This window comes from Actibacterium atlanticum (assembly GCF_000671395.1).
GTDB lineage: Bacteria > Pseudomonadota > Alphaproteobacteria > Rhodobacterales > Rhodobacteraceae > Actibacterium_D > Actibacterium_D atlanticum.
This window is the reverse complement of sequence record NZ_AQQY01000010.1, coordinates 81,525-101,649: the sequence shown is the minus strand read 5'-3', so window position 1 is coordinate 101,649 and position 20,125 is coordinate 81,525. Positions and strand designations below refer to the sequence as shown.

Here is a 20,125-nt window from a genome sequence, read left to right as displayed (position 1 = left end):
CCGCCCCACTGCTGATCAATAGCCTGTCATCTCAAGGTAGCCACGCGCATCATGCGTGCCCTCTGCCCGCACCGGCCCCTCCCAATAGCGTACGAAAGTGTCCATCCAACTGTCAGGGTTCAGCGCAGTGACCTTAAGATCGATCCCATGATCCGGCAGACGCAAAGACCAGCGCGAGGGGGCCGGAGTATTTTGCAGCGGCGTCATTACAATTGTTTCGTGGTTCAGCGTGGTGACCTGCCCGTCTTGCGAGATCAAGCTCCCTGAAAGATAGTGCCCCCCACCGTCATGGCGCAGGCGGAACACCATCAGCTTTCGCCCGTCCTCAAGATGCAGCGAAAACCAATCCCATCCAAGCTGATCCGGCGCCAACGGCTGCGAGGACCACTCGCGGTCCAGCCATGCCTGACCATGCACATCGGTTTCCTCTCCGTCGATTATCAGAACCCCATCCACACAGTATCCGGGCTGCGCATAGTAATAGCTCGCCTGACCGCGATCAGATTTCTGCGAATACCCCTGATCGCCGTGGAAAACCAAAGGGCCCTCGGACTTGAGCTTCAAATCATAGGAAAAGTCAGGCGCGTTGGCGCGTACGGACAGATCAGACAGATCCGGGCCAGCCATCTGCCAATCGTCGATGAACGCCTCAAACGGCGCGCCAGAAACCCCGGCCTGCCCGATCCCGCCACGCGCAAGGCGTTCAGCAGACCGATGTGTCTGCGAGGTGGTGACTGCGGCATGGCCCATCCATAGCTGCGGGTCAGACCAACCCGCACCCGTTGTCGGGGCCAGAGCAGTGCGAAAGAGGGTCCATTGCACCCCATAATCCCTGCCCTGCGCGTCTTGCAGATTGGCGGTCAGGTACCACCATTCGATCCGAAATTCGGGATGGGCTGCGTGATCTTTGGGAAAGGTGAACAGGGTGCCGCGCTGGGGCTGTGCAAAGCCTTCGCCACTGGCGCCAAGCCCGGCAAACCCCTGTCCAAAGGCGGGCAGCGACCAGAGCAGAAATATAACCAACAGCTTAGCGTTCATGGGCAAACACCCCCACAAGGCGCGCAGGAGACATCGACGCAAGGCGCCATGCAGGCCACGCGGCGGCGACGGCGGCGGCAAGCAAGGCCAAGCCGCCAAGCCGGACCCAATCTGTGGGAAACACAGTCATCGGCAATTGCCATCCAAACGCCGCAACATTCACAACTGCCAGCAAGACCCAGCCCAGCAACAGCCCAACGGGCAACGCCAAAACGGTCGAAAACCCAGCAAGCGCCAGCGCTCTTAGCAGCTCTAAAACGGCCAGCTGCTGACGCGTCAGACCCACGGCCCAAACCGGTGCCAGTTGGGGCAATCGAATAATCGACAGAGTCAGCAAGCTCAGTAAGATTGCCATCGCTGCAACGCCCAATGTCAGAACGTTCAGCGCCGCCGTGACGCTGAAGGTGCGTTCAAAGACTTCGGTTGAATAGGCTTTGATCTGGTCTTGTTGGCTGACATGGGCCGGGGGCAGACCAAATTCGTTGATCAGGGCGTCCGCGAGGGCCGCCACCCGGTCGGGCGGTACACGCAAAGCGTATCTAAGCCGCGACACCTGTGGATATAGATCGGTCAGCAGATCATTCGCGATGATCATCTGTTGTTGCGGATTGCCATAGTCGGAATAGACCGCAACGATCCGCAGTTGATGCCCTTTGGGCAAAGTCACAGTCTGACCCGGCTCCAACCCGGTGCGGCGCGCGAATTGCTCGTTGATCAGCGTGCTGTCGCCTTTGGCCAGACGGTCCCACAGATCAGCGTCCCCCTTCAGGATCGGCCAATGGTCGCGATAGGTTGCGTGATCCTGCATCCCATAAATCTGGGTCTGTACCCCGTCTAAAGGAACCTCAACGCCCCAGATCGGCAGGGTGGCGTCAACTTTGCCCTGCAACCATGACCGCAGATGCGCGGCCTCTTCTTTGGTTCGGGCACTTATGTACAGCTCGGAGGCAAGGCGCTGGTCCAGCCAGCCGGTAAACACCAGACGGAAACTGCCCACCATCGTGCCCACGCCGATATTGGCCGCCAAGGCCAGTGTTAAAGCCATCAGAGCCAAGGACATACCCGGCAACTGTTGCCGTGTGTCCGCCCAAAACCATTGGGCGCCCACCCCGCGCGACAGGCGTTGTGCGGCCCCTGTGACCGCGTATAAAAATCCCGGCAACACCAGAGCCGCGCCCAACAACAAAGCCGCCAAGGTCATGAACCCGGCGCTCAGCCCCTGCCCCCAAACAGCCAGTCCCAGCGCGGCAACCATCAGCACGCAGGCTGCGCCAAACTGCCACCACAGGGACCGCGCCGATGCCCGTGCCCATGCGCGCGGCTGCGCAGGCGCGAGAACCGGCAGGCGCACCAACCGCCACAGGCTTTGCCCTGCGGCGGCCAAGGCCCCCAGCAACGCCACTGCTATGCCGCCCAGCCACCAGACCGGCGACAGGCTAAGCCCACCCGAGACCGGCGCGCCGTAAAGGCCGCTCAGCGTTGCAGCGACATCCGGCAACAAAACCGCCGCAAGCCCATAGCCCAGAACCACTCCAAATACGCCTGCACACAGGGCGATGACGGCGACTTCGCTAAGCAAGAGAACGACCAAAGCCCGCAGCGGCAGGCCCAGCGCGCGCAAGGTGCGAAACAGCACCCGGCGCTGCTCAAACCCCAGCCCGACGGCGGAGTGCACGATCAAAAGCCCGACAGCAAATGACAGAAATCCGAAAGCCGTCAGGTTCAGGTGAAAACTGTCCGTCAGTCGGGTCAGTTCCGAGTCCTGTGCGGCAGGGCGCATCCGCAACCCTTCTGGCAAGGGCGTCGTGCCCGGGGTGACTACTATCAACCGCGTGATTTGATGCTCGGCCCCAAGCAGGTCCTGGGCGATCCCAATATCGGTCAGAACCAGCCCGCCAACAACATCGGGTGACACCTGCAAAGCAGGCAATCCCGGCACCCCTGCCAACCGCGCAACGGTTTGTGACGCTGCCATGCCCACCCCCGGCGGGGTGATGAATGAGACAAGCTCGGACATCTGGCCCAGCCCGGTCGGCCCCACTGGCGGCGCGGTTACCGGGTCTATTCCCATGACATTTACATAGCTGTCCTGATGGCGCCATCGCCCCTGAAGGATCGGAGACACCTGCCATCCGGCACGTCGCAGCGCGATATATTCCTCCTGCGGAAAATTCTGACCGTCAATTGCGACAATCTGGGCCAGCTGATCCTGCCCCATTAACGATGCCGCCTGCGCATAGCTTTGTCGTGCCTGAGCGTTGATCGCCTGCACGCCGGTCCAGAACGCGGTTGCCAGCATCAGCCCCAAGATCAGCCCGGCCAGCTGAACCTTGTGGCGACGCCAATGGGATATCAGCGCTTTGAACCCGGCCCAATACATCAGGCGACAACTCCGCTTGAAAGGTGTTGCTGCGCCCCCAGTCGGGCCGCCAGACGCTGAGAATGGGTCACCATGAGCAACCCGGCACCGGTGTCACGCACCAGCTCCAGCAGCAGAGCAAGCACCTTGTCACTGGCGTCTTCATCCAGATTTCCAGTGGGCTCGTCCGCCAGGATCAAGGCAGGCCGAGCGGCCAGTGCCCGGCCAATGGCAACGCGCTGTTGCTGCCCGCCAGAAAGCTGCTCGGGGTATTTCTGCAAATGCGCCTCAAGCCCCAGCGTTTGTGCCAAATGCGCTGCCCAATCGGCCTGCCAGCGCCCTGCCAGCCGCGCCTGAAACGCGATGTTATCTGCAACCTTCAGCGACGGTATCAGGTTAAACTGTTGAAACACCAAACCGATCCGGCTTCGGCGCAGCGCCGCACGTGCGCTGTCCTTCAACCCCGCAATCTGCTGCCCTTGGATGCTGATTTGGCCACTATCGGGCTGATCCAACCCGGCGCACAAATGCAGCAAGGTGCTTTTGCCGCTGCCCGACTCACCGGTCAGCGCGATGGCTTGTCCGGCCTCAAGCGACAAATCCACCCCACGCAAAATCTCTGTCCGCTGCGCGCCCTCGGCGTAGCTTTTGGTGACGTTATTTACTGACAACAGCATGTACTTCTCCGAACGACCCCGGCCGCCCCGTTTAATCTGGCGCGCATCGCCGCATTGCCCAGAATTATCTGACACACGCCGGGGTTGAGACCCCCTAACTGGCCCCCTATCTAAGCACTGTTCTTCGGAGTTTCATATGCATCCCGCCCCGCGCCCTGCGTATTCTTACAAAGATGATCCAAACGTCCCCGGTTTTGATGACAGCCGCATGGTTTTGGTCATGGACGGGCACTGCGCCTTATGCAGCGCGGCCGCACGTAGGATTGCGCGACTAGACCGCAACGACACAGTGCGTATCGCCCCGGCGCAATCCGCCCTGGGGCAGGCGTTGCTGGCGCATTACAAGCTTTCCCCCGAAGATCCGGAAACCTGGCTGACCCTGTCAGAGGGGCGGGCGCGCGGCTCTTTGAACGCCATGATCCACCTTTTCACGCGGCTCTCGGCCTGGGCTGCGCCGATCCGCCTGATCAACGTGCTGCCGCGCGGGGTGCAGGACTGGCTTTATGCCCGGATCGCCCGCAACCGGTATCGCCTGTTTGGGCGCAGTGATCTGTGCGCGATGCCCGATCCGGCCCTGCGGGCGAGGCTATTGGAATGACGGCCTATGCCAACCTGCTTGGCACGCAGTTGTCCGAACTGCCTCCCGCCTGTCAGGCCTTGCATCGCAACTATGGAAGCTGGGCTGGCACGATCACAGTTGAAACCACGCGCGCGCCCGTTCTGCGCACCCTTCTGCGCCTGTCGGGCCTGCCAAAAGCGGTGCAAAATGCGCCTTTCAGATTCACCTCGGAGCGCGACAAGGATCACGACATCTGGACGCGCCAGATTGGCGATCATATCACCGTTTCACGATTGTGGGCCGACGACTCTGGGCAACTGTGTGAACAGCTTGGCCCGATGCGAGCCACATCTCAGGTTCAGGCCAATGCAACCGGAATTCAGCTGAAAATACAGCGCATGTGGCTGCTGAGGCTGCCCCTGCCCGCTTGGCTTGCCCCGAAAGTCAGCACCCGGGAAAGTCAGGTTGACGGGCAATACCATTTCGACGTGATGATCCGCGTGCCTATCACAGGCGGGCCGCTGGTCCGCTACCATGGGCATATTGAAACCTTGTGACTATTCGCGCCCACGCAGCACTTGTGCGGGGCGCGCGGCCAAGGGCCGCCAGGCAAAGCCCAGCCCCGACAGCAACGTCGCGATCACGCCACCGACGACGACAACAAACGCCGAACGTGGCTCAAAGCTGTACTCGGTGTCCATCACGAATGTCATCACCGCCCAGCCTGCGACGCCTCCGGCAAATACCGCGATCAATCCGGCTGCCGCGCCCAGAATCCCGGCCCGTAGGGTGAAGTAGGCCAACACCTGCCCCCGCGCCGCGCCCAAGGTTTTCAATACCGCGGCCTCGTATATCCGCGCGCGTTGTCCCGCCGCTGCGGCACCGATCAACACGAACAGCCCGGTGATCAACGTCGCCATGGCGCCGTAGGTAATCGCGGCTGCCATGCCACGCAGCACTTCGGTAACCCGCGAGATCGCATCGCGCACCCGGATCGCGGTGATGTTGGGATATTGCGTCGCAAGATCGCGCAGGATCGCGGCCTCAGCCTCTTCCTGTGCATAGATTGTGGCGATGGATGTATAGGGCGCCCCAGCAAGCGCCGCAGGGTTCATCGACATCACAAAGCCAATTCCGGCGGTCGAAAAGTCTACCACTCGAAAACTGGTGATCTGCGCGTCTATATCGCGGCCTAGAATGTTCACGGTCAACAGGTCACCCAGCTTCAACCCCATCTCGGCGGCTTCTTCGGCGGCAAAACTTACCTGCGGCGGGCCGTCATACGCGGCGGGCCACCATTGGCCTTGGGTTATTTGCGTGCCCTCAGGCGCAATGTCCGAACTTGTCACCCCCCGGTCCGAGCTAAGAACCCAGTGTTCACCAGCCACCTCGCGCGCGGGTTGACCGTTGATCCGGGTGATGACCCCGCGCAGCATGGGCGCGGTTTGAACGCGGCTGACACCGGGGTCATTCTCTACGCGGTCCAGGAAGCCCTGCAATTGCCCCGGCTGAATATCCACGATGAAATAGGACGGCGCGACATCAGGCAGTTCGTCAGAAATCGCCGCGCGCAGGTTGGTATCAATTTGACCGACAGCGGCCAGCACCGTCAGCCCCAGCCCAAGGGACAGAACCACCGACGTGGCTTCTCCGCCGGGGCCAGCCACAGCGCCAAGCGCCAGACGCAGACTGGTGCGCCCACGTACCATGCGCAGGCCCGCCGCCCGACGCGCCAATACCCGAATGCCCCAAGCCGCGCAGACCAATAAGAGCAGCGCCCCCATGACCCCGCCTGCGGCCCACAGGGTCAACCAAACCTCTCCTGAGAACGCCGCCGCTGCCCAAACCAGTGCACCAAGCAGCACGACCAAAGTGATCAACACGCGCCAGCCCGGCCAGCTGCGTACGGGCTCTGCGATGTCGCGAAACAGCGCTGCTGCCCGCACACGACCGCTGCGTGACAAGGGCAACAGGGTAAAGATCAGCGCCGTCAGGGCACCGTAAAGGGCGGCCTCGGCCAAGGGCGCAGCGCGCAGACCCAAGTCGGCGGGCAATGGCAGGCGTGACTCGATCAATGGCGCCAGTAAGATGGGTACCATAGCGCCCAAGGCCAGTCCCAGTGCGATCCCCAGCACGGACAGCACGCCGATCTGCATCAGGTAGGCGGCAAAGATCGTGCGGCTTTCGGCACCAAGCGTTTTCAACGTCGCGATCACCTCGGTCTTGCCATCAAGGTACGCGCGTACCGCAGCTGAGACCCCAACACCCCCCACGGCCAGACCTGCAAGGCCCACAAGCACCAGAAACGCCCCCATGCGCCCTACAAACTCGCTGAGGCCCGGGGCGGCATTCCGTGCATCGCGCCACCGCATCCCACTGTCGCGGAACTGTGCCATCGCCTCTTGTTCAAGCGATTCCACCGCGGCGCCCGCAAACAGTTTCAGCCGGTATTGGCTGTCATAAAGCGTCCCCGGTTCAAGCAATCCTGCGCCTTCCAGAGCCGCCTTGCGCACAAGAGTGGGGGGGCCAAGCCCAAAACCTCCGCCAGCATCATCGGGCAAACGATCCAACACGGCGTTCAGCGTGAAAACCTTGGTCCCCAACTGCACCGTGTCACCGATCTGCAACCCCAAGCGGTCTGCCAAAACCCGCGCCACGGCAACGCCGTTGCCCGCCAGCACCCGTTCCAACGGCCAATCCGGTGTCAACAGCACCTGCCCATACAGCGGATAAAAATCGTCCACCGCTTTCACCTGCGTCAACGCGCGATCCGTCTGGCCGGCGCGCGCCACCACCAGCATGGATCGAAAGTCGATCACCTCGGAAACTGTCTCGGCAGTGTCAGCCATCCAACGGCGCTCCTGCGCGTTGGCTTCGCGATAGGTAAAGGACATCTGGGCATCTCCGCCCAGAATGACGGCCCCATTAGCGCGCAACCCGGCCTCGATCCCATCGCGCACCAAACCGACAGCGGCGATTGCCGCCACCCCCAAAGCCAGACAGATAAGGAATATCCGAAAGCCCGAAAGCCCGCCGCGCAGCTCGCGCCGGGCGATGCGCCAGGCCATCATTGCGCTGCCTCGTTCATGGGGGAGATACGCCCATCGGCCAACCGAACAACGCGGTCGCAGCGCGCGGCCAACTCGGGCGCGTGGGTAACCAAAACCAGCGTCGCCCCATGCCGGTCCCTGAGGCCAAACAGCAGATCCATGATCGCGGCACCATTGGCCCCGTCAAGATTGCCCGTTGGCTCGTCTGCCAGCAAAATATCCGGGCGCGGCGCGGCGGCGCGAGCCAGGGCCACGCGCTGTTGCTCGCCCCCTGACATCTGCGCGGGGTAGTGATCCAAACGGTCTTCCAGTCCGACAGCACACAGTTCTTCGGCAGCCCGATCAAAAGCATCCCTGTCACCTGCCAGTTCCAGCGGTGTTGCAACGTTTTCCAAGGCCGTCATGGTCGGGATCAGGTGAAAAGACTGAAACACCACCCCCATGTGATGGCGGCGAAATCGGGCTAACGCATCTTCGTTCATCGCGCTCAGGTCATGCCCCAAGGCCTGTACACTGCCCGACGTGGCGCGCTCCAACCCGCCCATTAGCATCAAGAGCGAGGACTTGCCCGAACCCGAGGGCCCGATCAGGCCCAAAGTCTCTTGGGCGGCGACCTGCAGATCAATCCCGTGCAAAATTTCCACCACCCCGGCATTGCCTTTCAGGGCCAGCGACACTTCATTTAAGGAAAGCACAGGAGAGGTCATCGTGGTCTCACATTTGAAAAGACATATAGGGCGATATGGGTGGCACAGGGTTGCGGGCAAGGGATTGGCCGCAATTGCGACGATTTTTGCGCTGATCCAGCCGGCTTTTGCGCAAACCAAAACCATCGCCGCCTTGGGCGACAGCCTGACCCAAGGCTATGGCTTGATCCAGCAAGAAGGGTTCGTGGACCAGCTTCAGGCATGGCTGCGCGCACGCGGGCATGACGTGATCATCGCGAACGCGGGCGTGTCGGGCGATACCACTGCCGGGGGGCTTTCGCGGGTGGAATGGACATTGGGGCCCAACATCGACGGCATGATCGTCGCGCTTGGGGGCAATGACGTGCTGCGCGGCATCGCGCCCGAAACCGCCCGCACCAATCTGGATGGCATCCTGCAATCAGCGCGGGCCAAAGAGGTGCCTGTATTGCTGGTCGGCATCAGCGCACCGGGCAACTACGGCCCTGATTACAAATCAGATTTTGAGAACATCTATCCCGACCTGTCGACCAAATACGACACGCTACTGCACCCCAACTTCTTATCGGCGCTCATGGGGCGGGAAGACCTGTCAGGGCTAATGCAACAAGACGGTATTCACCCAAACGCCCAAGGTGTGGCTTTGGTGGTCGAAGAGATCGGCCCACAAGTCGAGGCCTTGCTGGAACGTCTGGATTAAAGGTTAAAGAACCCTTCACCCGCCTGCGCGCGCAGGCCTTCGGCCATCACGCGGCCCAGTTCGGCCCCGTCCGCGATGGGGCCTGTAGTTTCATCCGCCAAGCTTTCGCTGCCATCCGGGCGCAAAATCTCGCCGCGCAGACGCAGTTTATCGCCTGAAAGTTCTGCCAAAGCTGCAATCGGGGTCTCGCACGAGCCATCCAGTGCCGCCAGAAACGCCCGTTCTGCAGCCAAGCGTTGGCCAGTGGGCGTGTTGTGGATCGCCGCCAGCATCTCGGCGGTGCGGGCGTCGTCCGAACGGCGTTCAATACCGATTGCGCCTTGGGCGACGGCGGGCAGCATCTCTTCGGGCTCAATGGCGCAGCTTGCTACATCCGACTTGCCCAGACGGTTCAGACCGGCCATGGCCAAAAAGGTCGCTGTGGCCACGCCATCTTCGAGCTTTTTCAGGCGGGTTTGTACGTTGCCGCGGAACTCTACCACCTGCAAATCCTTGCGGTAGTTCAACAATTGCGCTTTGCGCCGCAGGCTGGAGGTGCCCACAACCGCCCCTTCGGGCAGATCGGCCAGCGCGGCATATCCCGGCGACACAAACGCATCACGGGTGTCTTCGCGCGGCAGGTAGCAATCCAGGATCAGGCCCTCGGGCTGCTCGACCGGCATGTCCTTCATCGAGTGCACCGCAATGTCGATATCGCCGCGCAGCATGGCCTCTTCGATCTCTTTGGTGAACAGGCCCTTGTTGCCGATTTCCTTGAGCGGGCGATCCGCATTGATCAGCGTCATGTCATCGCCAGTGGTTTTGATCACCACGATCTCGAACGCCTCTTCCGGCAGATCAAAAGCCGCGCCCAGACGGCGGCGGGTCTCATAGGCCTGGGCCAGCGCCAGAGGCGAGCCACGGGTGCCGATTTTCAAGGGCGAAGCGGGATTTGGCATCGAAATGGTCATCCCCCTCCTTTACGCGTGTCACTTCGTCCTGACAATGGCCCCAGCCCTTGACATGACGCCGCGCGCGGGCGACCACGCTTGGGCACTGAAACGAAGGGCGGACAGAATGGCGGAACAGAAGACGATCTTGCGGGCTTTGGCGGGCGAAACACTGGATGTGCCGCCGATCTGGATGATGCGTCAGGCGGGCCGTTACCTGCCTGAATATCGCGCCACCCGAGCCCAGGCCGGGGATTTTCTGTCGCTGTGCTATAACCCGGAACTGGCCGCCGAGGTCACCTTGCAGCCAATCCGCCGCTACGGCTTTGACGCGGCGATCCTGTTTGCCGACATCTTGTTGCTGCCGCAGGCTTTGGGGGCGGATTTGTGGTTTGTCACCGGCGAGGGGCCGCGCCTGTCGACCGTGACTTCGATAAATGATTTCAATGCCTTGAAGGGTGTTGAAGATATTCATGAAGTGCTGAACCCAATCTATGAGACCGTGCGTATCCTGTCGCGTGAGTTGCCCTCCGAGACCACACTGATCGGCTTTGCCGGCGCGCCGTGGACCGTCGCAACCTATATGATCGCGGGTCGTGGCACCAAGGACCAAGGCCCTGCCCACGCCTTGATGCAAGAAAACCCCGAAGTGTTCGACGCGCTGATTGATCGCCTGACCCTTGGCACGATCGAATACCTATCGTGCCAGATCGAGGCCGGGGCCGAGGTCGTGAAACTGTTCGACAGCTGGGCCGGGTCGCTGAAAGGCGAGGCTTTCGCCCGCTACGCGCTGGAACCCGCGAAGAAAATCATCGCCGCGCTGAAAGCACGCCACCCCGACACCCCGATCATCGCTTTCCCGCGCGAAGCCGGTGAAAACTATATCGGATTCGCCAAGGCAACCGGCGCCGATTGCGTCGCGCTGGATAACTCAGTCTCGGCTGAATGGGCTGCGGCGAATGTGCAGGTTGATGGCTGCGTACAGGGCAATCTGGCCTCCAGCCATATGGTCACCGGCGGTCAGGAGCTGATCGACGAGACCAAACGCATCGTCAAAGCCTTCTCAGGCGGGCCGCATATCTTTAACCTTGGCCACGGCATCACCCCCGACGCCAACCCCGATCACGTGCAAATGATGATCGACGCGGTGCGCGGTTAAACCTAATTATTGAGCCGTTTAATGATCGTTATTTTAACCATCTCTTTCGCTTGCGCCTCGATGATTGCTCTGAGCGCCTATCTGCAAGTAGACGCGTCGTGGTGGAAGGGGATAGCGGCAACAATTGCGCTTTTCATTGGTGGGATCGCCGTGATTTGGCTCCTTCAATCCTCTGACGGCTTCGATGCCACCAGCCCCGCAGCCTTCTTAGGATTTGGCCTTTGGCTTTGTGCTTTGATGGTTGGCTTGGGCGTGCTTGCGGCACTATTGCTACGTCGTTGGGTCAAACCTGCCAAAGTCGTGACCATGACGTTTGGGATAAGTTTTGTTCTTTGCTCAGGCGGACTAATCCTGGCATCGTTTACCTGATTGCCGCGCGTTTTTAGCGCCCGCAAATCGCGCGCTCACGTTGAACACAGACACGTGACCCCGCCTTGCCCGGTAGGACCGGGCAAGCTAGGCTGCCCGGGAAAGGAGCACCCATGGCAGTTTTCAACATCACCCGCTGGCCAGTTTTCTGGGTGTTCTGCCTTGCCGGAGGCTCGGTCGCGGTCTTCGCCTTTGTCACTGTGAACTTGTTTTCTCATGCCATGGCGAACCTGACGTTCATCAAAGAGTTCGGCCTGATGGCGATCCAGCATGGGGCGTTACTGCAGGTGGCCGAGCTTATGGCGTGGGGTGCACTTTCGCTAGGTTGCTGGCTGACGTTCAAAGCCTGCGAACAGGTCCTGGTGAACCGCTACTTTGGCTGGGCGAAACAGTGCACGCCCGCCGAACCCGACACAAACGCCGCACCGAAAAAAGGCTGACACACAGCGCCTGTCGCATCATTGTTTGATTTGTCGCCTAAGTGTCATCCGGACAGCAAAGAAAGCAATGCGCCATGAAACACGTTCCCAAGCCGACTACCGACGACGCCCTGATACAGGAGTTCCTGAACAAAGGCGGCAAAGTTACCGTTGGCAAGACCAAAGAGATGCCGATGGAACTGGGCATCAGCAAGAACCAGTGGAACAACAAGCTGACCAAAGAAGAAAAGGCCGAGCGCAATAAGAAGCCCGACTCCTAGTGAACAGCGGCCCGGTTTCCCGGGCCGCCTGTTGGCTCATCCCATCTGATAGCCCGGTGTGGATTTGCTGATCTCAATCTCCTCCTCCGACATGTCTTCGGGGATGCCTTCGAACAGCGGGGTGGAAAGATAGCGCTCGCCGGTGTCGGGCAGCATCACAAGGATGTTTGAACCGGGTTCAGCCTTGTCGGCCAGTTGCATGCCGATGGCAAAGGTCGACCCGCCCGAGATACCGGTCAGAATGCCCTCTTGCGCGGCCAGTTTGCGGGCCCATTCGATGCCTTCGGGGCCAGGCACCGGGATCAGTTGGTCATAGTACCCTTGATCAATCGCCTCTTGCAGGACCAGCGGGATGAAATCCGGGGTCCAGCCCTGAATGGGGTGGGGTTCAAACGCGGGGTGGCTGGCAGCGGCATCGCCGGTTTCGGTGCGTTCTTGGGCATGACCCGAGCCAACCAGCTGTGCGTTGGCGGGTTCTGAGAGGATGATTTTGGTCTCGGGGCGCTCTTTGCGCAGCACCCGGCCAAGGCCGGTGACAGTACCGCCGGTACCGTAGCCGCTGACGACGTAATCCAGACGCTCGCCTTCGAAATCGGCCATGATTTCGCGGGCGGTGGTGGATTCGTGGATGTCAGCGTTGGCTTCGGTTTCGAACTGATGCGCAAGGAACCAGCCGTTGGCCTCGGCCAGCTCTACGGCCTTGCGATACATGCCAAAGCCTTTTTCGGCGCGCGGGGTCAGTACGACCTTGGCACCCAGCATCCGCATCAGGCGGCGGCGTTCAATCGAGAAGCTATCGGCCATGGTGATGACAAGCGGATAGCCCTTTTGGGCGCAGACCATGGCAAGGCCGATGCCGGTGTTTCCCGAGGTGGCCTCGACCACGGTTTGGCCGGGTTTGAGCGCGCCTGAACGTTCCGCAGCCTCGATGATGTTTACGGCAAGCCGGTCCTTGACCGAAGCACCGGGGTTGAAGGCTTCGAACTTGACGAAGATATTCACACCCTCGGGCGCAAGGTTGTTGATACGAATGGTCGGGGTGTCGCCAATGGTGTCGAGCACCGAGTCAAACAAGCGACCCCGCCCGGATGTGCGGCGAATTTCAGAGTTGGCCATGGAATGCAGGTCCTGAATAGGGAAATAAGATCAACAACCTAGCATAGGATTCTTTCGCATGGCGCCTAAAGTGGGGCTTATTCGCTGCGGTATGTTCCGGTTTCCAGCCCGTCGATGGACCATTTTCCCACGCTATAGCGGATCAGACGCAGAGTGGGGTGACCGACCGCTGCGGTCATCCTGCGCACCTGCCGGTTGCGCCCTTCGGTGATGGTCAGCTCGAGCCAACTGTCGGGCACGGATTTGCGGAACCGCACCGGCGGTGTACGCGGCCAAAGCCCGGCGGGTTCCTCCATGCGGCGGGCTTTGGCGGGGCGGGTTTTGCCGTCTTTCAACGTCACGCCCGCACCCAAAGCGTTCAGAGCCGCATCATCCGGGATGCCTTCGACCTGCACCCAATAGGTTTTGGGCATCTTGTTTTTCGGACTGGCGATCCGGTTTTGCAGCTTGCCGTCATCGGTCAGCAGCAACAGGCCTTCGCTGTCACGATCCAACCGCCCGGCGGCATAAACGCGCGGCACGTCGATATAGTCCGACAGGGTCTGACGATCAGAGCCCTCATTACCCTTGTCGGTGAACTGCGACAGGACATTGAAGGGCTTGTTGAACAGGATCAGCATCAGCGACGCTCAGCTTAGACCCATTTCGCCAACGGTGGGAGGCTCATCAGCACCGCGTTGGCATCGTGGCCAGTTTGCAGGCCAAACTTGGTGCCCCGGTCATAGACCAGATTGTATTCGGCATAGAGCCCGCGATGGACAAGCTGGGTGTCTTTGTCGGCCTCGGACCATTCGGTATCGCGCCGCTTTTGCGTCAACGGCACAAAGGCAGGCAGGAAGGCGCGACCGATGTCTTGGATCAAGGCGAAGTCTGCGTCCCAGTCACCGGTGTTGTGGTCATCCAGAAAGATGCCGCCAACCCCGCGTGCACGGCCCCGGTGTGGAACAAAGAAATATTCGTCCGCCCATTCTTTCAGACGCGGGTAATAGGCTTCATCGTGCTTGTCGCAATGGGTTTTCTGAACGGCGTGAAAATGCGCCGTGTCCTCGGCGTATTCGATGCAGGGGTTCAGGTCAGAGCCGCCGCCAAACCACCATGCGTTCGGGGTCCAGAACATGCGGGTGTTCATATGCACCGCCGGGCAATGCGGGTTTTGCATATGCGCCACCAGACTGATGCCCGAGGCCCAGAAACGCGGGTCATCGGCCATGCCCGGCACGCCGCGCGCGGCCATGGATTTCTGCGCCGCTTCGCCCAGCTCTCCATAGACGGTCGAGACATTCACCCCGACCTTTTCAAACACCCGGCCACCGCGCATCACGCTCATCAAACCACCGCCCGCATCGCCACCATCCGCGGCGTCCCGTTTGGTTTCGGTTACCTCAAAGCGGCCCGGAGCATCGCCCGCAAAGGGGCCGGTTGTCTGACTGTCTTCCAGCGCTTCAAACGCGGCGACGATTTCGTCACGCAACTGCCGGAACCAGGCCGAGGCGCGGGCCTTGCGATCATCGAACGGGTCGCTCATCGGGGTCTCCCTGTTTGGTTTGACGAATTGCTAACAGCTTTGCGGCAGGCTCGCCAGAGGCCGCGGGAAGTGATTTGGTCACGCACGCATCTGCCCCTATATTAAGCACGTCACAGTGGAGAGTACCCCATGCGCCTTTATGTTCTGGCCCTATTGATCCCGCTTGCAGCCTGCGCCACCCCACGCGAAAAATGCGAGCAAGACGCCACGCAGGACCTAAAGGTCGTGTCCGCCCTGATCGTCGAGACACGACAGAACATTGAACGCGGGTATGCCGTGAAAACCGAGGTCCGCGCGCGCAGCAGTATTACCTGGTGTGTCGGAGATACTTTGGGATCTGACAACAATGTCGCGCTTAGCTGGTGCAGCCATAATGAACCCTATGAGGTGGACACGCCCGTCGCGATTGATGTCTCGACCGAAACCGCCAAGCTGAAATCGTTGCTGAAGAAACGCGATGCGCTGGAAGTGCGGGCAAAGCAGGATTTACAAAACTGCGCGTCCGCCTATCCCGAAGCGTGATCAGTGCGCTGGCGCGGTGACCGGGTCCAGCAGGGTCCGCCCGCCGTCAATGGTCATGATCTGACCGGTCATGAAACGGGAACTATCTGACGCCAGAAATTGCACCGCCTCGGCGACTTCATCGGGTTCGGCGATACGCGACAGGGGGGTGTGATCCTTGATGTCGCTGCGATAGCCCGAATGTTCCTTAAGCGTTTCTTTCAGGCTGGATGACAGCACAGAGCCAAACGCCACCGCATTCACACGGATCTTATGGGGGGCCAGCGCCACAGCGAGCGAGCGTGTCATCTGGTCAAGCGCTGCGCAGCTGACGGAATAGCCCAGCAGATCAGGGTGAGTCCGCCGGGCGGCAATCGACGAAAGGTTCACGATTGCACCGACCACCGCACCGTTTTCATCAGTGCCTTCAGATTCGGCCTGCTTGATCATCCGGCGCGCCACGCATTGCGACAGGCGCAGCGAGGTCATCATATTCTGATCCAACAATTCGCGAACGGCATCGTCATCAGGGTTCAACGGATCCGACGCCACCAACTGGCGGCTTGCATTGACCAGCACATCAACGCGGTCGAACGCATCCAGCGTGGCCGACAGCAGATTGGCAATCGTCAGTTTTTCCCGCAGATCCCCGGCAAAGTATCGAATGTTTTCTTCCTGATCGGCGGCCTCGCCCACTTCTTCGATCAGCTTGGACTCGTCCATATCGGCGAACATCACGTTGGCGCCTTTGTCGGCGAAGTGGCGGGCGATGGCCAACCCCACACCATTGGCAGCGCCGGTGACGATCGCGGTTTTACCAGCGACGGAAAAGCTCATGGGTTCGAACTCCTGATTCCTTCGGGACACGTTAGCCGGATTCACCGACCCGTGCGAGATGAAGCGATGGGCGACGTGGCGTGCAGCACTTTGAACCCCGGACCGCCATCAGCTTGGGATACATTTCTGAACAGTTCGGCCAGCAAACGCTCATACGGCAGATGGCGGTTGGCGACGACCCAAAACTGCCCGGCGGGGGCCAGCGCTTTGGCCGCAGCCCGCAAGAAGGCCTGCCCCAAGGCAGGGTCCGCCGCGCGCCCGGTGTGAAACGGCGGGTTAGAGATGATCACGTCCAACTTGGCGGGCGGTGTCCAGCGGGTAACGTCAGCCCAATGGAACTGGGCACGGGGATCCTGAACGTTCTGGCGGGCGCACTCCAGCGCACTGTGATCAGCCTCAACCAGATGCAACTCCGTGATGGCGGCGCGGTCCAGAATCTGGGCACTTAGATAGCCCCAACCGGCGCCAAAATCCGCCACGCGGCCCTTCAGGTTTTCGGGCAAGGCCTGCGCCAATACGGCCGAGCCCCGATCAACCCCATCCGCGGAAAACACGCCCGGCGCGGTCTGGTATCCGTCGGCAGAGGTCGCAGCACCGCGCCAATCGGCAAAGGCGCTGGCATCCCCGGTGACGGTGAAAATCTTGCCATGGGCTTTGGACAGCGGGGCCGAGGTCTGCGCGCGTTTGCGGCAGTCTTTCAGCATTGAATCGATACCGTCGGTCTTTTGCCCATCAACGATCACCACGCCCCCCTGCGTCAGGCCAAGCGCCTGAACAAGGTGCAACCGGGCCAAGGGGCGCGCCCGTGGCATGAACAGGACCGCCGCGACGAAATCACCCCGAGGCGCAACAGCACAGTCATAGCCCTGTTGCGCGAAATGGTCATGAAACGGTTTAAAGCCTTGAATGACCAGCACCCGATCCTTGGGCAATACCGACAAATCGTGGTCGGGCGTGGGTTCAAAGACGGCAATACGCCCGACATCGGGCAGCGCCACGACGCCCATGTCCAGGGCAAGGGATAGCCTGCTGTCAGCCATATGGTGGCGTTACTCTTTTTCCATGGTGCATTGCAGCGGGTGCTGGTGGCGACGGGCGAAATCCATCACCTGCGCAACCTTGGTTTCCGCCACTTCGTGCGAGAAGACACCAACAACCGCAACGCCTTTTTTGTGGACGGTCAGCATCAGTTCAAAGGCCTGCGCATGGCTTAGGCCAAAGAACCGTTCCAACACATGCACGACAAATTCCATCGGCGTGTAGTCGTCATTCAGGATCAGAACCTTATAGAGCGGCGGGCGCGCCGTTTTGGCACGCGTTTTGTAGATGACGCTTGTTTCGTCATCATTGCCGTCATCGTCACCGGCCATATGCAATGGGTGAAATGCAGCCACGTTCCGCCTCAAAGTCCAAAAATCCTGTCTCAGAGCTTCTCTATATAAGCCGGTTGCGCGTGCTGCAAAGAACAATTGCGGCATTAAGCACCGTCCGATGGGCCGGGGGGCGCCTGCTTGGTGGCGATATAACCACACCCCACCACAGAGATGTTGTGGCCTAAGCCTGCGCGCAAACCATATCTGCCCAATTCCGCGCATCCTTGGCTAAATATCCAAAAACGATAGCATTTTCGCAGTTTCCAACGTATTGTTGAAGCAAGAGTAAAAATAAGCTGACCTGAAAACAGGCGGCAAGAGGCAGAACAAGGCAAACGTCGTGCAAATCTCGCGGCTATGCGTCCTATTTAGGGCGGTGATTCTCGTTATGGGTGCTTGCGCAGCCATAGTCCCCACGTACGCAGTGGCCGCGCCTTATGCGGCCATGGTGATTGATGCGCGGAGTGGTGAGGTGCTGCATTCTCGCAACGCCGACACCCGGCTGCACCCGGCATCCCTGACCAAAATGATGACGCTCTATGTGGCGTTCGAAGCCGTTGAAAACGGTGAAATCAGCTTGGACACAGTTGTTAAAATCTCGACCAAGTCGGCCAGCGAGCCGCCTTCGGAACTGGGATTACGGGCCGGTCAAAAAATCAAGTTTCGTTACTTGATCCGCGCCGCCGCCGTGAAATCGGCAAATGACGCGGCAACCGCGATTGGTGAGGCGATTGAAGGCTCTGAAGCAGCCTTTGCGCGCCGTATGAACCGCACTGCTAAGGCTCTGGGCATGACGCGGACGACGTTTAAGAACGCCCATGGCCTGACCGAGAACGGGCACCTGTCGACAGCGCGCGATATGACCACACTGGGGCGTCATCTGTTTTATGACTATCCCGACTATTACAATCTGTTCAGCCGGATCAGCACCGATGCCGGGATCAAAAGCGTGAACAACACCAACCGGCGCTTCCTTGGCGCTTATAAAGGCGCGGACGGGATCAAAACGGGCTATACGCGCGCGGCGGGCTTTAACCTTGTGGCATCCGCCGAACGCGGCAAAGAGCGCATCATCACCACGGTTTTCGGCGGTCGCTCAACCGAAACACGCAATGCCAAAGTGGCAGAGCTGATGGACCTGGGCTTCAAGCGCGCGCCGACCCGTGTGGCAACTCGCGCGCCGCAACGCCCTGCATATCAAGGGAAAATTGCTGACAACCGCCCGGCAGCAGGCAAGACCATCCGTGTGTCTAAGGTCATCAAGAAGTCCCCCATACCGCGCCCACGTCCGACCAAACAGGCCGCGCCGGAACTGCTGCTGGCACTGCAGGACGGTATCGCGGAAGCGATGAAAGAGGTTCAGGCCGAACCAAAAGCCGAAGAGGTCGCCAAGGTCGCGCCCTCCGCTGAAAAGCCTAAAGACGATGCCATCACCAAGGCACTGGAACTGGCCCGCGCTGCCCCTGACGAAGACCCCAAACCGGCCGCGCCGGAAACCGCGCCGGCGCCCGTCATGAAGGTTGCCGCCGCGCGTCCTGTCCCACGGCCAGAGCTGACCACGTTCCAACCCTTGCCTGACGAAGGCCAAGAGGTTGTCGCGCGTGTTTCCACCTCGGGTGGGCGCAACTTTGGCATCAACATTGGCCTTTATGGCAGCCGGTTCGAGGCCGAACGCATGCTGCTGCAAACCGCGTTGAAGGAACTTGGCACGCTGGACGACGCCCTGCGCAAAGTCAGCCAAAGCAGCCGCGGGTTCGAGGCCAATTTCGTGGGGCTCAGCGAAAACGAGGCCGATCTGACCTGCGCCCGCCTGCAAGCGCGCGGCAGCAGCTGCTCGACCTTCGGTCCACGCGGATGACACCCAATTTCGTGATCCCTGCCCCGCCGGTACCGTCCGTCGCGGTGCGGGGCACGGATGCGCGGTTCCCGGTGCGGCGTATTTTCTGCGTTGGCCGCAACTACGCCGAACACGCCCGCGAAATGGGCCATGACCCGAACCGCGAGCCGCCGTTTTTCTTTACCAAACCCGCAGATGCATTGGTCGAGGACGGCGCGCAGCTGCCCTTTCCGCCGGCCACCGACAACCTGCACTTCGAAGGCGAGATGGTGGTGGCCATCGGGCTGGCGGGGCGAGACATCACGCCCGGCACGGCGCTGACCCACGTCTGGGGCTATGGCCCCGGCAACGACCTGACCCGCCGCGACATACAGGCCCAGGCCAAGGAAATGCGCCGCCCCTGGGATATGGCGAAAGGGTTTGATCATTCTGCGGTGTGCGGTGCTTTGGTGCCCGTGGCACACTGTGGCCACCCCGAAACCGGGCGTCTGACCACTCATGTTGACGGCGAGCTGCGGCAAGAAACCGACCTGTCACAAATGATCTGGCCGGTGGCGGATGTGATCTCGCATCTGTCGGGATTGGTGGCTCTTGAACCGGGCGATCTTATCTATTCCGGCACGCCTGCGGGCGTTGGCGCGCTACGCGCTGGTCAGACCTGCACTGTCAGCATCGATCAGCTGGGCAGTGCAAGCGTAACCTTTGCATAG

The 20,125-nt window shown here is 60.7% G+C and carries 22 protein-coding genes; 10 read left to right on the top strand and 12 right to left on the bottom strand.

The window, feature by feature from the left end; all coding sequences use genetic code 11:
- Positions 1 to 15: 15 nt before the first annotated feature.
- The 3 genes from ATO10_RS13740 to ATO10_RS13730 are packed head-to-tail and all read right to left on the bottom strand — an operon-like array spanning position 16 to position 4,074.
- Entirely contained in the window at positions 16 to 1,038 is a 1,023-nt protein-coding gene (locus ATO10_RS13740) for a lipocalin-like domain-containing protein (protein WP_035252547.1), read from the bottom strand.
- Positions 1,028 to 3,418, bottom strand: coding sequence for an ABC transporter permease (locus ATO10_RS13735; protein ID WP_035252546.1), 2,391 nt, complete (start codon positions 3,416 to 3,418; stop codon positions 1,028 to 1,030). The genes ATO10_RS13740 and ATO10_RS13735 overlap by 11 nt, the downstream gene beginning before the upstream one ends.
- Entirely contained in the window at positions 3,418 to 4,074 is a 657-nt protein-coding gene (locus ATO10_RS13730) for an ABC transporter ATP-binding protein (protein ID WP_035252545.1), read from the bottom strand. The genes ATO10_RS13735 and ATO10_RS13730 overlap by 1 nt, the downstream gene beginning before the upstream one ends.
- Positions 4,075 to 4,210: 136 nt before the next feature.
- On the opposite strand from ATO10_RS13730, the gene ATO10_RS13725 reads away from it, so the two are divergent.
- Positions 4,211 to 4,672 carry a thiol-disulfide oxidoreductase DCC family protein gene (locus ATO10_RS13725; RefSeq protein WP_035252544.1) on the top strand — a complete coding sequence of 154 codons (462 nt, stop codon included), beginning with the start codon at positions 4,211 to 4,213 and terminating at the stop codon, positions 4,670 to 4,672.
- Positions 4,669 to 5,190, top strand: coding sequence for a DUF4166 domain-containing protein (locus ATO10_RS13720; RefSeq protein WP_035252543.1), 522 nt, complete (start codon positions 4,669 to 4,671; stop codon positions 5,188 to 5,190). Before ATO10_RS13725 ends, ATO10_RS13720 begins: the two co-directional genes overlap by 4 nt.
- On the opposite strand, the gene ATO10_RS13715 is transcribed toward ATO10_RS13720, so the two are convergent.
- The gene (locus ATO10_RS13715; RefSeq protein ID WP_035252542.1) at positions 5,191 to 7,704 is read right to left on the bottom strand and encodes an ABC transporter permease; all 2,514 of its coding nucleotides are present in this window, start codon (positions 7,702 to 7,704) and stop codon (positions 5,191 to 5,193) included.
- Positions 7,701 to 8,390: an ABC transporter ATP-binding protein gene (locus ATO10_RS13710; RefSeq protein ID WP_035252541.1), complete on the bottom strand. Its 690-nt coding sequence runs from the start codon at positions 8,388 to 8,390 to the stop codon at positions 7,701 to 7,703. Before ATO10_RS13710 ends, ATO10_RS13715 begins: the two co-directional genes overlap by 4 nt.
- Before the next feature lie 64 nt (positions 8,391 to 8,454).
- Between ATO10_RS13710 and ATO10_RS13705 the strand changes: the two genes are divergently transcribed.
- Positions 8,455 to 9,069, top strand: a complete 615-nt coding sequence (locus tag ATO10_RS13705; RefSeq protein WP_081806529.1) for an arylesterase — start codon at positions 8,455 to 8,457, stop codon at positions 9,067 to 9,069.
- Here ATO10_RS13705 and hemC read toward each other — a convergent pair.
- Positions 9,066 to 10,019 carry a hydroxymethylbilane synthase gene (hemC, locus tag ATO10_RS13700; protein WP_035252540.1) on the bottom strand — a complete coding sequence of 318 codons (954 nt, stop codon included), beginning with the start codon at positions 10,017 to 10,019 and terminating at the stop codon, positions 9,066 to 9,068. The genes ATO10_RS13705 and hemC overlap by 4 nt on opposite strands.
- Positions 10,020 to 10,125: 106 nt before the next feature.
- Between hemC and hemE the strand changes: the two genes are divergently transcribed.
- The 4 genes from hemE to ATO10_RS13680 all read left to right on the top strand — a co-directional run bounded on the left by hemE (position 10,126) and on the right by ATO10_RS13680 (position 12,226).
- Positions 10,126 to 11,157 carry a uroporphyrinogen decarboxylase gene (gene hemE, locus ATO10_RS13695; protein ID WP_035252538.1) on the top strand — a complete coding sequence of 344 codons (1,032 nt, stop codon included), beginning with the start codon at positions 10,126 to 10,128 and terminating at the stop codon, positions 11,155 to 11,157.
- A gap of 21 nt (positions 11,158 to 11,178) precedes the next feature.
- On the top strand, positions 11,179 to 11,526 hold the full coding sequence (locus tag ATO10_RS13690) for a hypothetical protein (protein WP_035252537.1): 348 nt from the start codon (positions 11,179 to 11,181) through the stop codon (positions 11,524 to 11,526).
- Positions 11,527 to 11,639: 113 nt separating this feature from the next.
- Entirely contained in the window at positions 11,640 to 11,966 is a 327-nt protein-coding gene (locus tag ATO10_RS13685; protein WP_035252536.1) for a hypothetical protein, read from the top strand.
- Positions 11,967 to 12,040: 74 nt separating this feature from the next.
- The gene (locus ATO10_RS13680) at positions 12,041 to 12,226 is read left to right on the top strand and encodes a hypothetical protein (RefSeq protein ID WP_035252534.1); all 186 of its coding nucleotides are present in this window, start codon (positions 12,041 to 12,043) and stop codon (positions 12,224 to 12,226) included.
- A 36-nt stretch (positions 12,227 to 12,262) separates the two neighbouring features.
- On the opposite strand, the gene ATO10_RS13675 is transcribed toward ATO10_RS13680, so the two are convergent.
- The 3 genes from ATO10_RS13675 to hemF form a co-directional block, all read right to left on the bottom strand.
- Entirely contained in the window at positions 12,263 to 13,342 is a 1,080-nt protein-coding gene (locus ATO10_RS13675; RefSeq protein WP_035252532.1) for a PLP-dependent cysteine synthase family protein, read from the bottom strand.
- Between the two features lie 77 nt (positions 13,343 to 13,419).
- Positions 13,420 to 13,962 carry an rRNA large subunit pseudouridine synthase E gene (locus tag ATO10_RS13670; RefSeq protein WP_035252529.1) on the bottom strand — a complete coding sequence of 181 codons (543 nt, stop codon included), beginning with the start codon at positions 13,960 to 13,962 and terminating at the stop codon, positions 13,420 to 13,422.
- A 14-nt stretch (positions 13,963 to 13,976) separates the two neighbouring features.
- Entirely contained in the window at positions 13,977 to 14,867 is an 891-nt protein-coding gene (gene hemF, locus ATO10_RS13665) for an oxygen-dependent coproporphyrinogen oxidase (RefSeq protein ID WP_035252526.1), read from the bottom strand.
- Between the two features lie 129 nt (positions 14,868 to 14,996).
- Between hemF and ATO10_RS13660 the strand changes: the two genes are divergently transcribed.
- Complete coding sequence (locus ATO10_RS13660) at positions 14,997 to 15,389, top strand: hypothetical protein (protein ID WP_035252524.1); 393 nt, start codon at positions 14,997 to 14,999, stop codon at positions 15,387 to 15,389.
- On the opposite strand, the gene ATO10_RS13655 is transcribed toward ATO10_RS13660, so the two are convergent.
- Genes ATO10_RS13655 through clpS form a run of 3 tightly spaced genes read right to left on the bottom strand, consistent with a single transcriptional unit; the run spans position 15,390 to position 17,575 of the window.
- The gene (locus tag ATO10_RS13655) at positions 15,390 to 16,205 is read right to left on the bottom strand and encodes an SDR family NAD(P)-dependent oxidoreductase (RefSeq protein WP_035252522.1); all 816 of its coding nucleotides are present in this window, start codon (positions 16,203 to 16,205) and stop codon (positions 15,390 to 15,392) included. It abuts the gene before it with no gap.
- A 41-nt stretch (positions 16,206 to 16,246) separates the two neighbouring features.
- The gene (locus tag ATO10_RS13650; protein ID WP_035252519.1) at positions 16,247 to 17,245 is read right to left on the bottom strand and encodes a class I SAM-dependent methyltransferase; all 999 of its coding nucleotides are present in this window, start codon (positions 17,243 to 17,245) and stop codon (positions 16,247 to 16,249) included.
- Between the two features lie 9 nt (positions 17,246 to 17,254).
- Positions 17,255 to 17,575, bottom strand: a complete 321-nt coding sequence (gene clpS, locus ATO10_RS13645; protein ID WP_035252516.1) for an ATP-dependent Clp protease adapter ClpS — start codon at positions 17,573 to 17,575, stop codon at positions 17,255 to 17,257.
- A gap of 391 nt (positions 17,576 to 17,966) precedes the next feature.
- Between clpS and ATO10_RS13640 the strand changes: the two genes are divergently transcribed.
- Together ATO10_RS13640 and ATO10_RS13635 are read left to right on the top strand one after the other, a co-directional pair.
- Positions 17,967 to 19,436 (top strand): D-alanyl-D-alanine carboxypeptidase family protein, encoded by a 1,470-nt coding sequence (locus tag ATO10_RS13640; RefSeq protein WP_051598153.1) that lies wholly within the window; start codon positions 17,967 to 17,969, stop codon positions 19,434 to 19,436.
- Complete coding sequence (locus ATO10_RS13635) at positions 19,433 to 20,125, top strand: fumarylacetoacetate hydrolase family protein (RefSeq protein ID WP_035252510.1); 693 nt, start codon at positions 19,433 to 19,435, stop codon at positions 20,123 to 20,125. Before ATO10_RS13640 ends, ATO10_RS13635 begins: the two co-directional genes overlap by 4 nt.

Excerpts from the sequence above, each read along its gene's own strand:
- ATO10_RS13740 (WP_035252547.1), bottom strand. The coding sequence starts at position 1,038 with ATGAACGCTAAGCTGTTGGTTATATTTCTGCTCTGGTCGCTGCCCGCC.
- ATO10_RS13735 (WP_035252546.1), bottom strand. The coding sequence starts at position 3,418 with ATGTATTGGGCCGGGTTCAAAGCGCTGATATCCCATTGGCGTCGCCAC.
- ATO10_RS13730 (WP_035252545.1), bottom strand. The coding sequence starts at position 4,074 with ATGCTGTTGTCAGTAAATAACGTCACCAAAAGCTACGCCGAGGGCGCG.
- ATO10_RS13725 (WP_035252544.1), top strand. The coding sequence starts at position 4,211 with ATGCATCCCGCCCCGCGCCCTGCGTATTCTTACAAAGATGATCCAAAC.
- ATO10_RS13720 (WP_035252543.1), top strand. The coding sequence starts at position 4,669 with ATGACGGCCTATGCCAACCTGCTTGGCACGCAGTTGTCCGAACTGCCT.
- ATO10_RS13715 (WP_035252542.1), bottom strand. The coding sequence starts at position 7,704 with ATGATGGCCTGGCGCATCGCCCGGCGCGAGCTGCGCGGCGGGCTTTCG.
- ATO10_RS13710 (WP_035252541.1), bottom strand. The coding sequence starts at position 8,390 with ATGACCTCTCCTGTGCTTTCCTTAAATGAAGTGTCGCTGGCCCTGAAA.
- hemC (WP_035252540.1), bottom strand. The coding sequence starts at position 10,019 with ATGACCATTTCGATGCCAAATCCCGCTTCGCCCTTGAAAATCGGCACC.
- hemE (WP_035252538.1), top strand. The coding sequence starts at position 10,126 with ATGGCGGAACAGAAGACGATCTTGCGGGCTTTGGCGGGCGAAACACTG.
- ATO10_RS13690 (WP_035252537.1), top strand. The coding sequence starts at position 11,179 with ATGATCGTTATTTTAACCATCTCTTTCGCTTGCGCCTCGATGATTGCT.
- ATO10_RS13685 (WP_035252536.1), top strand. The coding sequence starts at position 11,640 with ATGGCAGTTTTCAACATCACCCGCTGGCCAGTTTTCTGGGTGTTCTGC.
- ATO10_RS13680 (WP_035252534.1), top strand. The coding sequence starts at position 12,041 with ATGAAACACGTTCCCAAGCCGACTACCGACGACGCCCTGATACAGGAG.
- ATO10_RS13675 (WP_035252532.1), bottom strand. The coding sequence starts at position 13,342 with ATGGCCAACTCTGAAATTCGCCGCACATCCGGGCGGGGTCGCTTGTTT.
- ATO10_RS13670 (WP_035252529.1), bottom strand. The coding sequence starts at position 13,962 with ATGCTGATCCTGTTCAACAAGCCCTTCAATGTCCTGTCGCAGTTCACC.
- hemF (WP_035252526.1), bottom strand. The coding sequence starts at position 14,867 with ATGAGCGACCCGTTCGATGATCGCAAGGCCCGCGCCTCGGCCTGGTTC.
- ATO10_RS13660 (WP_035252524.1), top strand. The coding sequence starts at position 14,997 with ATGCGCCTTTATGTTCTGGCCCTATTGATCCCGCTTGCAGCCTGCGCC.
- ATO10_RS13655 (WP_035252522.1), bottom strand. The coding sequence starts at position 16,205 with ATGAGCTTTTCCGTCGCTGGTAAAACCGCGATCGTCACCGGCGCTGCC.
- ATO10_RS13650 (WP_035252519.1), bottom strand. The coding sequence starts at position 17,245 with ATGGCTGACAGCAGGCTATCCCTTGCCCTGGACATGGGCGTCGTGGCG.
- clpS (WP_035252516.1), bottom strand. The coding sequence starts at position 17,575 with ATGGCCGGTGACGATGACGGCAATGATGACGAAACAAGCGTCATCTAC.
- ATO10_RS13640 (WP_051598153.1), top strand. The coding sequence starts at position 17,967 with ATGGGTGCTTGCGCAGCCATAGTCCCCACGTACGCAGTGGCCGCGCCT.
- ATO10_RS13635 (WP_035252510.1), top strand. The coding sequence starts at position 19,433 with ATGACACCCAATTTCGTGATCCCTGCCCCGCCGGTACCGTCCGTCGCG.